The sequence below is a fragment of the Bradyrhizobium sp. CB2312 genome (assembly GCF_029714425.1).
Lineage (GTDB): Bacteria > Pseudomonadota > Alphaproteobacteria > Rhizobiales > Xanthobacteraceae > Bradyrhizobium.
Map to the genome: position 1 here is coordinate 964,826 of NZ_CP121668.1, position 13,972 is coordinate 978,797.

Annotated in this window: 15 protein-coding genes; 11 read left to right on the plus strand and 4 right to left on the minus strand. The window is 65.0% G+C overall.

Translation table 11 applies throughout. The annotated features are described in order from the left end of the window. The gene (locus QA642_RS04615; protein WP_283083599.1) at positions 1–1,062 is read right to left on the minus strand and encodes an ABC transporter substrate-binding protein; all 1,062 of its coding nucleotides are present in this window, start codon (positions 1,060–1,062) and stop codon (positions 1–3) included. A 227-nt stretch (positions 1,063–1,289) separates the two neighbouring features. On the opposite strand from QA642_RS04615, the gene QA642_RS04620 reads away from it, so the two are divergent. The 7 genes from QA642_RS04620 (at position 1,290) to QA642_RS04650 (ending at position 7,105) form a co-directional block, all read left to right on the plus strand. Continuing rightward, the gene (locus QA642_RS04620) at positions 1,290–1,661 is read left to right on the plus strand and encodes a hypothetical protein (protein ID WP_283083600.1); all 372 of its coding nucleotides are present in this window, start codon (positions 1,290–1,292) and stop codon (positions 1,659–1,661) included. A gap of 116 nt (positions 1,662–1,777) precedes the next feature. Further along, positions 1,778–2,182: a phosphoribosyl-ATP diphosphatase gene (gene hisE / locus QA642_RS04625; protein ID WP_283083601.1), complete on the plus strand. Its 405-nt coding sequence runs from the start codon at positions 1,778–1,780 to the stop codon at positions 2,180–2,182. A 45-nt stretch (positions 2,183–2,227) separates the two neighbouring features. Beyond that, on the plus strand, positions 2,228–2,830 hold the full coding sequence (locus QA642_RS04630) for a YqaA family protein (protein ID WP_283083602.1): 603 nt from the start codon (positions 2,228–2,230) through the stop codon (positions 2,828–2,830). Positions 2,831–2,984: 154 nt separating this feature from the next. Then, positions 2,985–3,515: a hypothetical protein gene (locus QA642_RS04635; protein WP_283083603.1), complete on the plus strand. Its 531-nt coding sequence runs from the start codon at positions 2,985–2,987 to the stop codon at positions 3,513–3,515. Positions 3,516–3,548: 33 nt separating this feature from the next. After that, complete coding sequence (locus QA642_RS04640) at positions 3,549–4,949, plus strand: aspartate ammonia-lyase (protein WP_283083604.1); 1,401 nt, start codon at positions 3,549–3,551, stop codon at positions 4,947–4,949. Positions 4,950–5,213: 264 nt separating this feature from the next. Continuing rightward, positions 5,214–6,182, plus strand: coding sequence for a nitronate monooxygenase family protein (locus tag QA642_RS04645; RefSeq protein WP_283083605.1), 969 nt, complete (start codon positions 5,214–5,216; stop codon positions 6,180–6,182). Positions 6,183–6,331: 149 nt separating this feature from the next. Then, complete coding sequence (locus QA642_RS04650) at positions 6,332–7,105, plus strand: thioesterase family protein (protein WP_283083606.1); 774 nt, start codon at positions 6,332–6,334, stop codon at positions 7,103–7,105. Here the strand turns inward: QA642_RS04650 and QA642_RS04655 are convergent. Next, positions 7,078–7,335 carry a hypothetical protein gene (locus tag QA642_RS04655; protein ID WP_283083607.1) on the minus strand — a complete coding sequence of 86 codons (258 nt, stop codon included), beginning with the start codon at positions 7,333–7,335 and terminating at the stop codon, positions 7,078–7,080. The two genes, QA642_RS04650 and QA642_RS04655, sit on opposite strands and share 28 nt — an antisense overlap. A 309-nt stretch (positions 7,336–7,644) precedes the next feature. Continuing rightward, complete coding sequence (locus QA642_RS04660) at positions 7,645–9,207, minus strand: AMP-binding protein (protein ID WP_283083608.1); 1,563 nt, start codon at positions 9,205–9,207, stop codon at positions 7,645–7,647. Positions 9,208–9,373: 166 nt separating this feature from the next. On the opposite strand from QA642_RS04660, the gene QA642_RS04665 reads away from it, so the two are divergent. From QA642_RS04665 to QA642_RS04680, 4 genes are all read left to right on the plus strand, one after another. Continuing rightward, entirely contained in the window at positions 9,374–10,285 is a 912-nt protein-coding gene (locus QA642_RS04665; protein WP_283086801.1) for a nitronate monooxygenase, read from the plus strand. A gap of 139 nt (positions 10,286–10,424) precedes the next feature. Beyond that, positions 10,425–10,673 carry a hypothetical protein gene (locus tag QA642_RS04670; RefSeq protein ID WP_283083609.1) on the plus strand — a complete coding sequence of 83 codons (249 nt, stop codon included), beginning with the start codon at positions 10,425–10,427 and terminating at the stop codon, positions 10,671–10,673. A gap of 135 nt (positions 10,674–10,808) precedes the next feature. Further along, on the plus strand, positions 10,809–11,519 hold the full coding sequence (locus QA642_RS04675; RefSeq protein ID WP_283083610.1) for a hypothetical protein: 711 nt from the start codon (positions 10,809–10,811) through the stop codon (positions 11,517–11,519). Positions 11,520–11,593: 74 nt separating this feature from the next. Beyond that, positions 11,594–12,316, plus strand: coding sequence for a hypothetical protein (locus QA642_RS04680; protein WP_283083611.1), 723 nt, complete (start codon positions 11,594–11,596; stop codon positions 12,314–12,316). 221 nt (positions 12,317–12,537) lie between these two features. Here QA642_RS04680 and QA642_RS04685 read toward each other — a convergent pair whose 3' ends face one another. Further along, the gene (locus QA642_RS04685; protein ID WP_283083612.1) at positions 12,538–13,950 is read right to left on the minus strand and encodes a hypothetical protein; all 1,413 of its coding nucleotides are present in this window, start codon (positions 13,948–13,950) and stop codon (positions 12,538–12,540) included. Between the last annotated feature and the right edge of the window lie 22 nt (positions 13,951–13,972).

Genomic DNA, 13,972 nt, shown 5'->3' on the forward strand with positions numbered 1-13,972 from the left:
TCAGTTGACGAGCCGGCTTGCGACCGGCGGAAGGAACCGGTCGTCGAAGATGTCGGCGGCCGCCGGGCGTTTGCGGAATTTGAAATCCTGCGCGATCTGGTCGATCGAGCGCTCCAGGCGCGCCGGGTCGATGCCGCCGAGACCGTTGCGCCTGACCTCGTCGGTCAGGATGTTGTCGGCGAGCACCGTGCGCAGGCGCTCGAGCTCGAGGCCGCGGTCGCCATCGTCGATGCGGCTCGCGGCCTCATCCGCCGCACGCGCCGGCTCCCTGACGGTGGCGTGGATGCCCGCGATCAATGCGCGAACGAATCCCTTCACCGCGTCGGGCTTCGCCGCGGCGAAAGCGGGATTGGCCACCACGGCAAAACCGTAGGCCTCGCAGCCGTAGTCGGCAAAGCGCAGCACGACGAGATCGCTGCCGGGCACGCCGCGGTCGCGCAGGTTCACCGCGGAGAGATGATTGAAGCCGGCGACGGCATCGACTTGCCCTGCGGAGAGGATCGGCTCGCGCACCGCGGCGCTGATCTTGTGGAATTTCACGTGCGAGGTGTTGATTCCGTTCTGCTGCGCCAGCGCCGGCCACAGCCGCATCGACAGATCGCTGTCGGCAACGCCGACGGTCTTGCCGTCGAGATCGGACAGCACATGGATGCCGCGGCTCCGGCGCGCGACGATGGCGTAAGGCGCGCGGTTGAACAGCACGAACACCGCCTTGACCGGTACCGCATCGTCCTTGTCGCGAAAGCGGATCAGCTCGTTGATGTCGACGAGCGCGAGTTCGCTGTCGCCTTTGGCGACACGCGCGAGCGCCTCCGGCGATCCGGCGGCACTGTTGAAGGAGACGTTGAGATGTTCGGTGCCGAAACCGCCGTCGTTTGCGGCCAGGAAGAACGGCGCCATGCTCGCATCGATCGGGCGATCGAACGTGAAGTGGATCGCGGTGGACGGCGCGGCGATCTCGGCCGCCGTGACCTCGCGTGCAGGCAACGCGGCGAGCAAGATTGCGAGGGCGAGCACAACGGCCGGCAGGCCGCGAAGGGCGATCGTCTTGAGTCCTGACATCAGTGGTGCCGGTCCCGCATTGTTATGATTTCGTGACGCTTGCAGCGCCGGCTGGCGGTCAGTCTGTCAACGCCAACATGAACGGCGGATGAGCGGCGGTTGCGTCACGATTACGCAACCCTGTTCAGCTTGTGTTGGGGTTGGGGAACCCAACATGGGACGCGGGTGTTTGAGAGACATGAGCCTGTCTCAAGGCACCATTGGAGGTCCCAAGGAGGGTCCAGGACATGTTTGACAGATTTTCCAAGTTCGGCGGCCGCAAGGCCGTTCTTGCCACAGCCGCGGTGCTGGCGCTGACTGCGGCCGCCCCGACCGCCTCTTATGCGGGCGGCCGTCACTGGCATGGCGGCGGCGGCGCGGCCTTCGCTGGCGCGGCAATTGCGGGCGCCATCGGCACCGGCCTTGCGATCGCGGCGACCCGCGATGCCTACGCCTATGACTACGGTCCGGGCTACGGCTATTACGGCGGTCCGGCCTATTACAGTGGCCCTGCCTACGGCCCCTATTACGGTCCGGGCCCCGATTACCAGTATCAGCGCTATGGCGGCTCGGCGCCGTCGGAGCTCTGCGGCCAGGGCTATGTCCAGAACTGCTACTGACCTTGGCTACCAAAGGTTGACCACAACTGGCCGCCGCGGCCCTGCGGCGGCCGGTTTTTTGCTTTTGCTGTCGTGCGTTAACGCGCTCGCCACCGGTTTAGAGTATTTTCGCGTACATGAGTGATTCGCTTGAGCGGCTATATCTGGCTGTGCTCGCGGCCAGGGATCTTGATCCGGCAACATCGCGTACGGCCCGGCTGTTTCAGCGCGGCCCCTCCAAAATGGCAAAGAAGCTGGCCGAAGAGGCTATCGAAGTCGTGATCGACGCGGTCAACGGCGATAGCGAGGCCGTGGTCCGCGAGAGCGCGGACCTGCTCTACAACCTGACCGTGCTCTGGGCCTCGGCCGGTGTGCGCCCCGATGACGTCTGGCGCGAGATGGCGCGGCGGGAAGACATGCTCGGCATCGCCGAGAAACTGCCGAAGTCGCCGATGAAACTGCCCAAGGTCGCGTCACCGCGCATCTCGACGCGGCGGCCAATTGTCGCGCTGGAAGGGCGGGCGGCGCGCAAGCGCCACTAGAGCGTCACAAATCGCTCAAAAACTCGCGATGGACAAATCCGTCCCATGGTGCTTCATCGCGGCGCCATGCTGAAACGTATCTACGACTGGTGCATCGACGCCGCCCACAAGCCCTACGCGCTCTGGATCATGGGAGCGGTGGCTTTCGCAGAAAGCTCCTTCTTTCCGGTCCCGCCGGACGTCATGCTGATTCCGATGTCGCTGGCACGCCCGCAGCGCGCCTGGGTCTATGCCACGGTCTGTACCGTCACCTCCGTGCTCGGCGGCCTGCTCGGCTATGCCATCGGCGCGCTGCTGTTCGACTCGGTCGGCCACTGGCTGATCCAGGTCTATGGCCTCGGCGACAAGGTTGAAGCCTTCCGCGCCTCCTATGCGGAATGGGGCGCGGTGATCATCCTGCTCAAGGGGCTGACGCCGATTCCCTACAAGCTCGTCACGATCACCTCGGGCTTTGCCGGCTATAGTCTCATTCTCTTCATCCTGTGCTCGATCGTCGCGCGCGGCGGCCGCTTCTTCATCGTGGCGATCCTGCTCAACCGCTACGGCGACTTGATCCGGCACAAGCTCGAGGAGCATCTCGGATTGTGGGTTGCGATCGGCGCCGCGGTGCTGGTGCTCGGCTTCGTGGTGGCGGTCAAGCTGATCTAGAGCATGATCCGGACCCGAAGGGCCACGCCAGCGCAAAGTGCGAAGCGGTTTTCCCTCGCGACAAACGCGGAGCGCGTTTGCGCGGAGATCATGCTCAATCAATAGACCACCTCCGCGCTTTGCCGCTGCGCCGGCTTCGGCTACGGTTGCCCTCATGATGGTTCGATCCGGCAATCCGGCTGTGAGGTTCGGGACGACGACTTCAGCAGTGCTGCTGATCCTGCTCGGCTGCAGCGCGACGGGATGGCCGCAATCCGCCCCTCCCTCGCTTGGTCTCCAGGAGCAGGGGCCGCAGGCCGCGCCGCCGCCTTCGACGCCTGCCCCGCCGGCACGCGAGGAAAATCCCGGGCTCATCAACGAAATGGGCAAGCTGTTCGACAAGCTGCCCTCGATCCTGCCGCCGATCAAAAGTCCGAGCGAGACCATGAACGACCTGTCGCGGCTGGCGACGCCGTCGACCATGGTCTCGGGGCGCGTGGCCTGCCCGGTCTCGTCCAACGGCGCGCCCGACTGCAAGCTTGCCGCCGACCAGCTCTGCCGGACCAAGGGCTACAAGGAAGGCAAGAGTCTCAACGCGGACTCTGCCGAAAAATGCTCGGCCAAGGTTCTGATTCCGGGCCGGCAACGCAAACCTGACGATTGCCGCACCGACACTTTCGTGACCAGCGCGCTATGCCAGAACTGATGCCGTGACGCGCGCGAGCAGCAAGGAGCGCCCATGAGCCGGACCGAGCAGGACTTCCTCGGACAGCGTGAGATCGCCGACGACATCTATTACGGCGTCCAGACCATCCGGGGTAAGGAGAACTTCCACATCACCGGCATTCCGATGAACCAGGAGCCTTACTTCGTGAAGGCGCTTGGTTACGTCAAGAAAGCCGCGGCGATGGCCAATCGCGATCTCGGCGCGATCGACGCCAAAGTGGCCGATGCGATCATCCTCGGCTGCGACCGCGTCATCGCCGGCGACATGATGGATCAGTTCGTCACCGACTTCATCCAGGGCGGTGCCGGCACCTCCACCAACATGAACGCCAACGAGGTGATCGCCAACCTCGCGCTGGAATCGCTCGGCTTCAAGAAGGGCGACTATCAGCAAGTCAGCCCCAACGACCATGTCAATTACGGCCAGTCCACCAACGACACCTATCCGACCGCGTTTAGGCTGGCGCTGATCCTGCGGCTCGAGAGCTACATGACGGCGCTGCGCCAGCTCCAGGAGGCCTTCTTCACCAAGGGCCGCGAGTTCGACCGCGTGCTGAAGATGGGGCGCACGCATCTCCAGGACGCGGTGCCGATGTCGCTCGGGGCCGAATTCCGGGGATGGGGCACCACCATCGGCGAGGAAGTCGACCGCATCTCGGAAGCACGCGCGCTGCTGCGCGAGATCAATCTCGGCGCCACCGCGATCGGCACCTCGGTCACTGCGGCGGTCGGCTATCCCAAGCTCGCGGTCCGGCATCTGAGCGCGCTGACCGGCGTCGATTTCATCCTCGCCGGTGATCTCGTGGAAGCGACCTCCGACACCGGTGCCTATGTGCAATTGTCCGGCGTGCTGAAGCGCACCGCGAGCAAGCTGACGAAGATCTGCAACGACATCCGTCTGCTCGCTTCCGGCCCGCGTGCGGGCTTCAACGAGATCAACCTGCCACAGCTTCAGCCGGGCTCCTCGATCATGCCCGGCAAGGTCAATCCCGTGATCCCCGAGGTTGTCAATCAGACCAGCTTCCTCGTCATCGGCCTCGACACCACGGTGACGCTGGCGGCCTCCGCAGGCCAGCTCCAGCTCAACGTGATGGAGCCGGTGATCTCGTTCGCGCTGTTCTTCTCGATCCGCACCATGGAGCGCGCGGTCAACAGCCTGCGCGAGAACTGCGTCGTCGGCATCACCGCGAATGAAGAGCACACCCGCAACATGGTGCTGAACTCGCTCGGCATCGTCACGGTGCTGAAGCCGCTGCTCGGCTACAAGCAATGCGCCGAGATCGCGCGCGAGGGCTACAAAAGCGGCAAGTCGCTGCACCAGATCGTGGTGACCGAACGCAAGCTGCTGACGCAGGAGAAGTGGGACGAGATGTTCTCGTTCGAGCGCCTGATCAATCCGGATTTGATCGGGTGATCTATCGTCACGCGTAGCTCTCGCCTCGTCATTGCGAGGAGCTCTTGCGACGAAGCAATCCAGTGTCCCTCCGCGGAGGCAGTCTGGATTGCTTCGCTGCGCTCGCAATGACGGAGGAGAATGACGGAGAAAGAATTCCGCGCGTTGGAATTGCGGTAACGGCATCCGCCGCGGCGGCAAAACGCAATACTTGACAGTGGAAAGATTGCCTTGTTGGTATGGCTCCCAACTTCCATTTGACCGCCAGAAGAGGACCGTTCCGCAATGTCCATGCCTGCCCTGTTCAAGAGGCGCCTGTCGATCCCCGTGATCGGCTCGCCGCTCTTCATCATCTCGGTGCCCGATCTCGTGATCGCGCAGTGCAAGGCGGGTGTGGTCGGCTCGTTCCCGGCGCTGAACGCGCGGCCGCCGGAGCTGCTCGACGAATGGCTGGCGCGGATCACCGAAGAGCTCGCGGCCTATGACCGCGCTCACCCTGACAAGCCGTCGGCGCCGTTCGCGGTCAACCAGATCGTGCACAAGTCGAACAACCGGCTCGACCACGACATGCAGCTCTGCGCCAAGTACAAGGTGCCGATGATCATCTCCTCGCTCGGTGCGCGCGAGGAGCTCAATCAGGCGGTTCACGGCTGGGGCGGCATCGTCTTCCACGACGTGATCAACCAGAAATTCGCGCACAAGGCGATCGAGAAGGGCGCCGACGGCCTGATCCTGGTTGCGGCCGGCGCCGGCGGCCATGCCGGCACCATCTCGCCGCTGGCTTTCGTTGCCGAGACGCGCAAGTGGTTCGACGGTCCGATCGCGCTGTCTGGCGCCATCGGTAACGGCAAGGCGATCCGCGCCGCGCGCATCTTAGGGGCCGACTTCGCCTATATCGGCTCGGCCTTCATCGCCACCAAGGAAGCCAACGCAGTCGAGAAGTACAAGGAGATGATCGCGGGTTCGACCGCCGACGACATCGTCTATTCCAATCTCTTCACCGGCGTGCACGGCAACTATCTGAAGCCGTCGATCCTCGCGGCCGGCATGGATCCGGAGAACCTGCCGACCTCCGATCCATCCAAGATGAATTTCGGGACCGACGCCTCCGGCGAGCGCGCCAAGCCGAAGGCCTGGAAGGAGATCTGGGGTTCGGGCCAGGGCATCGGCAGCATCGAGGGCGTTCTGCCCGCCGCCGAGCTGATCGCGCGCTTCAAGAAGGAATACGACGAGGCGATCGATCCGCCGCTCTAACCGCTCTCGTGTCCCGGACGCGCTGCAGCGTGTAACGCTGCTGCGCAGAGCCGGGACCCATCGCTGCAGCAAATGGGCCCCGGCTCTGCAGCGCACCGCTTACGCGCTGCGCTGCGTCCGGGGAACGCCAGCCGAGATATCGAGCAAACATGACCGCCATCTACCGCGTTGACGGCAACAGCGTCGTCACCAGCCCGAACGCTGCCGGTCCCTGGGACCGGCGCATGCAGCACGGCTCTGCGCCGGCCTCGCTGGTGACGTGGGCGGCCGAACGAATCCCGACGCCGGTGCCCATGAACATCGCGCGCGTCACCATCGATCTGATGCGCCCCGTGCCGGTGGCGCCGCTCACCATCGCAACCGAGGTTTTGCGCGAGGGCCGCAAGATCCAGCTCTGCGAAGTGAAGCTCCTGGCTGACGGCGTGCAGGTCGTGGGCGCCACCGTGCTCAAGATCAAGGCGCAGGCGCAGGCGCTGCCCGATGACGTCAAGGAGCTGCCGGTCACGCTGCCCTCGCCCGAGGACTCGCTGGTCGAGGATGGTCACGCCGCCACCAGCCCGTTCGTGCGATCGGTCTCGATGCGCGCCGCGCGCGGCCGCTTCGGCCAGGCCGGCGCCGGCGCGATCTGGTTTCGCGTCGACCATCCTCTGATCGAGGGCGAAGCGATCTCGCAGGCCATGCGCGCCGTGGTCGCCGCCGACTTCTCCAACGGCGCCGCCTCGACGCTCGACTTCCGCGCCTGGACCTACATCAACGCGGATCTCACGGTGAGCTTTGCGCGCCAGCCGGTCGGGGAGTGGATCCTGCTCGACGGCGAATCCTGGATCGGCCCTGACGGTGCCGGCCTCGCGATGTCGCGCCTGGCTGATCGGCAAGGCTATTTCGGCCGCGCGGTTCAGAGCCTGGTGATCGAGAAGCGGTAAGGGCCGCGAAGTCCGCGCGTCATTCTCGCTGTCATGCTCCGCGAAAGCGGGGCATCCAGTACGCCGCGGCCCATCGATGCAATCAAAGCTGTCTCGGAGTACTGGATCGCCCGGTCAAGCCGGGCGATGACACCTGTTGTGTGGTCGCTGCGTCGCACCTCGCGGAGGCTCGCGGCCGCGCCGTGCAAAGCCTGGTGATCGAGAAGCGCTGAAGTGACGGCAAGCGCCATGGTTGCACCTGGCGCCGATTGAACGGCAGACTTCCGCCGCCGCGGAAGGGATGCTCGGCATCCTGCCAGTTCACATTCCGTAGAAGATCTTGATCTCCCACAGCACCACGACGATAGCCGTGATCAACGTGACCGCGGCGACTGCACTTTCCAGGGAAGCGACTCTCATGCGTTACTCCGCTTCCCAGCCCCGTCAGCTGGTCTAGGTGATTCCCCGATTCGTGGGCAATCGGGTCGGCATTGCCGGCGCACACTCCGTTGCGCGCTGTGGTCTCGGGGCCACAATGACCACCGTAAAATCCCGGGGATTTACCCCACCATCCGGTCCCGCCCACTCCAAAACCCCGCACGCAGCACCTTCTTGTCGACCTTGCCGACGCCGGTCATCGGTAGCTGCTTGACGAACTGAATCTGTTTCGGCGTGTGCGCCGAGCCTTTTCGCGCCCGCACCATGTTGATCAACTCGTCCGGATCTGGCTTGGCGCCCTCGCGCGGCACGATGATTGCGGTGACGGCCTCGCCCCATTTCTCGTCGGGGACGCCGACCACCGCGACCATCGCGACATCGGCGTGTTGAGAGAGCACGTCCTCGACCTCGCGCGGAAAGATGTTGAAGCCGCCGGTGACGATCATGTCCTTCTTGCGGTCGAGGATGAACATGTAGCCGCGCTCGTCCTTGCGCGCGATGTCGCCAGTGTGGACCCAGCCGTTCTTCAGCGTCTCGGCGGTGATGTCAGGCCGCTTCCAGTATTCCGCCATCGCATGCGGCGCCCGCACGCAGATCTCGCCGGCCTCGCCCGTCGTCACCTCCTGGTCGTTGTCGTCGAGAATCCTGACCTCGCAGGCCGCGATCGGGAAGCCGCAGGACAAAAACAGCTCCGGCGTCCTGGGATCGTGATCGGTCTTGCGCAGCACCGAGACCGGGTAGCATTCGGTCTGGCCGTAGAGCTGCGAGAACACCGGGCCGATGCGCTCGATGCCCTCGACCAGCCGGCTCGGCGACATCGCGGAGGCGCCGTAGAGCACGAGTTCGAGCGAGGAGAGGTCGGTCCTGCTCAGCGCGGGATGATCGAGCAGCACGTAGATCATGGTCGGCACGAACAGGGTAAAATTGATGCGCTCGCGCGCGATCGTCGCCAGCACGGCCTCGGGATCAAAGCCCTTCAGCATGTGCACGGTGCCGCCGCGCATCAGCGTCGGCAGCACCTTCGTGCCAGCAACGTGGCTGATCGGCGCGACGGTGAGATAGCGCGCGGCATCGGGAATCTCGAAGTCGGCGAGGATCGCGCCGGCCGCGCCGGCGTTCTCACGGTGGTAGCGCAGCGCGCCCTTCGATTTGCCCGTGGTGCCGCCGGTGTAGTTCAGCGTGGAGAGATCATCGAGACCTGCGAGGCACTGTGCGCTGACATGTCCCGCGCTCTCGATTGCCGCCAGCAGATCGACGCCGTAATCGGCCGGCCCCATGGTGAAGACGGCCTTGAGCCGGGCAGCTTGCGCGGCGAGTTCGCCGCCGCGATCGCGGAAAGCGGCGACATCGACCACCAGGACTTCGGCCTCGGAATCTTCGAGCTGGAACAGCTGGTCGCTCTGCGATCCCAGCGGATGCAGCCAGGTGGTGCAGCACCGCGACAGTTGCGCGGCGACACCGGCGCACCACGTATCGGCGCGGTTCGCGGTGAGGAAGGCAACGCGCGCACCTCGCTGCAAGCCGAGCCGCATGAACACGCCCTGGATGCGCCCGATCAGGTCGATGGTGCCCTGATAGCTCAGCGATCCGCCGGGCCAGGCGAATGCAGTGCGGCCGGGATAGCGCGACAGTGCCCGTAGCGTCTGCGCGCAAGTCGGGGACGAGGCGTGGAGCGGATCGGACATATGTTTCCTCGTTGTCTTGTCATTGGCTTCTCGCGTGCCAATGTTTGCGCAACGCTAGCACAGAGAAGACGGGATGGAACGACAAAGCCCGTGCAAGGAGGCGTGAGTGACCGATCGACTGCAACGTTTCCGTGATCGTCTCGCACTGCCGCTGATCGCAGCGCCGATGTTTCTGGTGTCGGGCGTCGAGCTCATGGTCGCGGCCTGTCGCAATGGCGTGATCGGCAGCTTTCCCACCGTGAATTGCCGCAGCACGGAACAGCTTGATACGTGGTTCACCGAGATCGCAACGCGACTGCGTCAACACGACGATCAAACCGGGCGCAAGGCCGCGCCGCTGTGCCCGAACCTGATCGTGCATCGGTCCAATGCACGGCTGGAACAGGATCTCGCCGTGCTGCTGAAGCACAAGCCTGAAATCGTCATCACATCGGTCGGCTCGCCGGCGCCGGTGTTGAAGCCGTTGCACGATGCGGGCGCGCTGGTGCTGGCGGATGTTGCCTCGATCCGTCACGCCGAACGCGCGGCGGAAGCTGGGGCCGACGGTCTGGTGCTGCTCACCGCGGGCGCAGGGGGGCAGACTGGCTGGCTCAATCCGTTCGCCTTCGTCCGCGCGGTGCGTGCGTTCTACGACGGCATCATCGTGCTCGCTGGCGGCATCAGCGACGGCCAAGCGCTGCATGCGGCCGAAGTGCTCGGCTGCGATCTCGGCTACATGGGCACGAAGTTCATCGCGACGCGCGAGAGCATGGCAGACGACCGCCACAAGCAGATGCTGGTCGAGAGCAGCGCCGACGACATCCTGCTGACCACCGCGTTCACCGGCTTGCAGACCAGCATGCTGAAGCCGTCGATCGCCGCCGCCGGTCTTGACCCCAATGATCTGCCGGCGCGCGGCGCGATCGACATCGGCAAGGACATCGACGTCGGTGCGCGCGAGAACCGGCCCAAACGCTGGCGTGATATCTGGAGCGGCGGGCATTCGACGTCGGGCGTGACTGACGTGATGGCGGCCAGCGATCTCGTTGCGCGAACGGTTGCCGAATATCGCGCGGCGGGTGGACGCTCGCCCCCGTAAAAACCCCGGGGAAGGAGAGGGCGCCGGTCGATCACAGTTAATCGAGCGCTCCTCCAAACCTCCTCACTTAACGGCAGATTAACCAAGCCCCGCCAAGAATTGCCTCACGGCCGCCAATCAGGACCGAGAGGGACAGGCGATGGACTTCGATTTTCTCAACAGCAAGACAGCCGCGACGCTGGATGAAATCCGTGTCCGCGTGGCCCACGCGCTGGCCCGTCATCCGCTGTGCCGCAACGTCCGCTTCGACATCGTGAGCGTCCCCCGCACCCGCCGGGGCGGCAACTGGACGGTCGCGCTGCAGTCCGTCGAGCCGCGGGCGGTGTGGGAGGCCTCGGAGATCGTCGCCGACATCCAGGACGCCTACGATCTGGCTGTAGCCGCCTGAATTTCCTGGCTTTTTCGGGATGCGTCGCTGCAGGCACATTGATTGTCGCAACGACGGCTCACTCAAGCCTTATTTCGCGCCCTTTTTCCGGGCAACCCTAACAAACTCGTGAAGCGGTCGTTCCCGGAGAGACGTTTGTCCAGAGCCATCACCATCGTCGTGCTGACCTGTTTCCTCGTCCTCGGCGCCGCCACCACCGCCATTCTCGGCCGTGACAGCGTGCCCAGCGTCAGTGCCGAGATGATCGCGCAGACACCTCCGCCCAAGCCGCTCGCGACCAACCGCGCCGCCAAGGCCGACCGCCTGGTTCCGACGCTGGCGCTGGCCTCGGCTGCAATCGACCCGGTTCAGGTGCCGGCGGACAAGCTTTCGCAGGCGCCCGTGCTGACCGAGCCGCTGCGTCAGGCCTTTGCCGCCGCCACGCCGTCGGATTTTCCGATGCCCAAGGCAAGCGCGCACCAGGCGCCCGCCGCCGAGGTTCCCGCCGTCGAGGTCCCGGCCAAGCCGAAGGTCGTCGCCAAGCCGCAGCCGCAGAAATCCTATTCGCTGCTGTCCGACGTTCAGATCTCGGGCATCAAGGACCGCCTGAAGCTGTCGTCGTCGCAGGAATATTACTGGCCCTCGGTCGAGACCGCACTGCGCAACGTCGCCCGCAAGATCCAGGCGAACAAGCTGTCAAATCCGAACGCACCGCCCGGTGCGCAGATCGATCCGAATTGCGATGAGGTCCAGCAGCTGAAGTCCGCCGCGATGCCGCTGCTGTTCCAACTGCGTGACGACCAGAAGGAAGAAGTGCGCAAGCTCGCCCGCCTCATCGGGCTCGAGAAGGTCGCGCAGCAGATCTGAGGCACGGTTCCCGCCGATATCAGGAACATCCGGCAATCCTCACGCGTTGCCCGCTCCGAACAGGGAGTGGGCCAATGCGCGCCTCGACAGCTTATTTCATCGGTGCTGGAACGATCGTCGCCGCCATTGCCATTGGCCTCGGCGGCGGCATCGTCGCCGGCAACATCATGAACCCGATCGCACCGAAGCAGGGGCCTGACACCAGCAAGATGGCGCAGCGCGCGGCCGCCGCGCCAGACAATACGCCCGCGACGACGAACGCGCCGTCCGAGCGCGTCCAATATCTCACCGGCTCGCAAGCCTTCGGAGCGATGATCGCCGCGCCCGCGCAGGCGCAGGACGGAGCCAAGCCTGGGGCCAAGTCCGAGATCAAGTCCGAGACGCAGACCACTCAGGCGAACGCTGCGCCGCCGGCACCGCGGCCTTCGCAAGCCGCCGCCGCCGAGCCGCCCAAGGACCAGGTCAAGCCGGAGCCCGCATCGTCTCCGCAAGGCGCAAAACCCGTCGAGCAGCAGGCATCGACAGAGCCGTCCTCCTCACCTGACAATGCCTACGCCAAGGCCAGGGATTCCGACGTGAAGCGCGCCGCCTCCGAGCGGCGCCGGGCGGAGCGCCGCGAGCGTTGGGCCGAGCGCCGTCACTACGAATCCCGTGAGCCGCGCGGCATGCGCGACCGCACCGATTGGGACGATGTCGCGCGCAACATCCGCGAAGATTCCGACGCGCGCGATTATGCGAACCGTCCGCGCAGCAGCTTCCCGCAGATCAGGCTGTTCGGGCCCAACGACGACGATTAGCACCTGACACGTCCGGCTCGTCGCCGCGCTCCTTGGTCCAAGACCGTCCGCGCGGCGGCCAGCGCGACAGAGCGCCTCGTTTCTTCGCAACTACTTTCGGTGTTGTGCGCTCCGGCCGTTTTCAGGCTCGAAGCCATTTATTATGTTGGCGCGATTTTTCCTGCTGCCCGTGGTCGTTGCCAGTGCGCCGAGGGGCAGCCAGACCGCGAGTCCGCCGCCCCCTATTTCGGCGGCTGCGATAAAGGGACGTTGCCCTGCGCCCATTTCTCGACCTTGCCGAGAATGCCCCACAGCGTCATGGCGATGAAGATCGGCACACCGATCTGCGGCACCAGGGCCAGGCCTCCAGCCGCGGCCGGGAGGGCCGCACCGGCCGCCATGCCCGCACCGCCGAACAAGCTCGAGGAGCCGATGATCGGTGCCAGCCACGACGCAAGGGTGCCGAAGAGGCCGATCGCGGTCTTCTTGCCATTGAGGAGCTCACCGATCGTCTGCCCCAGCGCGCCGTTGACTTGGCCGAGTTGCGGAATCTGCTTGGTGACCTGCGGCAGGATGAGCTTGAGGATCTCGTCGATGAGCTGCGCGGCCGGATCGGCAGGATTGGGAGCCGGCGCGGGCGCCGGGGTCACCATTGGGCCGGGTGCTGCATTCTGGCCCTGCGCCAACTTGAGCAGCAGCTGGATAATCGAACTGATATCGTTGGCTGGAAGCGGCATCTTGATGGCTCCGTCCTTCACGAATTTCTGCAGCAAGGCGAGAATTGGCAGCATGGCCTGGGCATTCGGTTGGGGGCCCTGCGCGGCTCCCACGAATTCCCAATCGACCATGCCCTTGCCGGGGATGTTGATCGCGCGCGCGGCTCCCGGCGTGAGGTCGATGCCGGCAGCGTTGGTCCGCCGTCCCCTCATGTCGGTCCCGGATTCGGCCTGCGGTCTTGCGCCTTTCTCCCAATAGGGGTCGTTGATATTCCACGGCCCGACATCGACGATGTTGCAGACGACGGATTTCCCGTTCACCCTGTTGGTGACCCGCACCTGAGGACGCGGTCCCGAGAAGCGGAATGGCAGCGCGACGCCAAGCTCCACATCGTCGATGCGGTGGCCGTCATAGGCGCTCTTCTCGTCCTGATCGGCGCTGCCGCCGAACACCGTTGCGGTGATGTTCGCGCAACGGGTGCCGCCAAGCGTCACGGTCTCGGGAATGATCTTGGCACGCCGCATCAGGTTGGCGTCGATCTGCCACGGCGACGTGTCGTCGTAGAGGGTCGGCGTGTCCATGACCGACACATGCACATGATGCGTGTGGGCGTTGGCGCCGTCGTAGGGACGCCATTGCCGGGGCGAAACGAGGCTCGAGGCGATCCGGCGATTGGAGATGATGTACTTGATGCGCTTGTCCTGCGACTGGCGCAGCGCTTCGGCGATATCGCCCGCATCGACGCCGTGGGCCGGATCATGGCTGATGTCCAACGCGGTCACCACGCCATTGGCGTCCGGGTTGTGATCGGACTTGCGCGCCTGATGGGATGTGTCGCCGAGCATCCCGTCGCTCGATTTGTCGCGTCCGGGCGCCATATCGTTGACCTGCTTGAGCAGGACTTCAAGGCTCTTGGCGGGCCGCCAATTGATACTCATTGGAGCGCTCCAAATTTCAAAG

Excerpts from the sequence above, each read along its gene's own strand:
- QA642_RS04615 (WP_283083599.1), bottom strand. The coding sequence starts at position 1,062 with ATGTCAGGACTCAAGACGATCGCCCTTCGCGGCCTGCCGGCCGTTGTG.
- QA642_RS04620 (WP_283083600.1), top strand. The coding sequence starts at position 1,290 with ATGTTTGACAGATTTTCCAAGTTCGGCGGCCGCAAGGCCGTTCTTGCC.
- hisE (WP_283083601.1), top strand. The coding sequence starts at position 1,778 with ATGAGTGATTCGCTTGAGCGGCTATATCTGGCTGTGCTCGCGGCCAGG.
- QA642_RS04630 (WP_283083602.1), top strand. The coding sequence starts at position 2,228 with ATGGTGCTTCATCGCGGCGCCATGCTGAAACGTATCTACGACTGGTGC.
- QA642_RS04635 (WP_283083603.1), top strand. The coding sequence starts at position 2,985 with ATGATGGTTCGATCCGGCAATCCGGCTGTGAGGTTCGGGACGACGACT.
- QA642_RS04640 (WP_283083604.1), top strand. The coding sequence starts at position 3,549 with ATGAGCCGGACCGAGCAGGACTTCCTCGGACAGCGTGAGATCGCCGAC.
- QA642_RS04645 (WP_283083605.1), top strand. The coding sequence starts at position 5,214 with ATGTCCATGCCTGCCCTGTTCAAGAGGCGCCTGTCGATCCCCGTGATC.
- QA642_RS04650 (WP_283083606.1), top strand. The coding sequence starts at position 6,332 with ATGACCGCCATCTACCGCGTTGACGGCAACAGCGTCGTCACCAGCCCG.
- QA642_RS04655 (WP_283083607.1), bottom strand. The coding sequence starts at position 7,335 with ATGGCGCTTGCCGTCACTTCAGCGCTTCTCGATCACCAGGCTTTGCAC.
- QA642_RS04660 (WP_283083608.1), bottom strand. The coding sequence starts at position 9,207 with ATGTCCGATCCGCTCCACGCCTCGTCCCCGACTTGCGCGCAGACGCTA.
- QA642_RS04665 (WP_283086801.1), top strand. The coding sequence starts at position 9,374 with ATGTTTCTGGTGTCGGGCGTCGAGCTCATGGTCGCGGCCTGTCGCAAT.
- QA642_RS04670 (WP_283083609.1), top strand. The coding sequence starts at position 10,425 with ATGGACTTCGATTTTCTCAACAGCAAGACAGCCGCGACGCTGGATGAA.
- QA642_RS04680 (WP_283083611.1), top strand. The coding sequence starts at position 11,594 with ATGCGCGCCTCGACAGCTTATTTCATCGGTGCTGGAACGATCGTCGCC.
- QA642_RS04685 (WP_283083612.1), bottom strand. The coding sequence starts at position 13,950 with ATGAGTATCAATTGGCGGCCCGCCAAGAGCCTTGAAGTCCTGCTCAAG.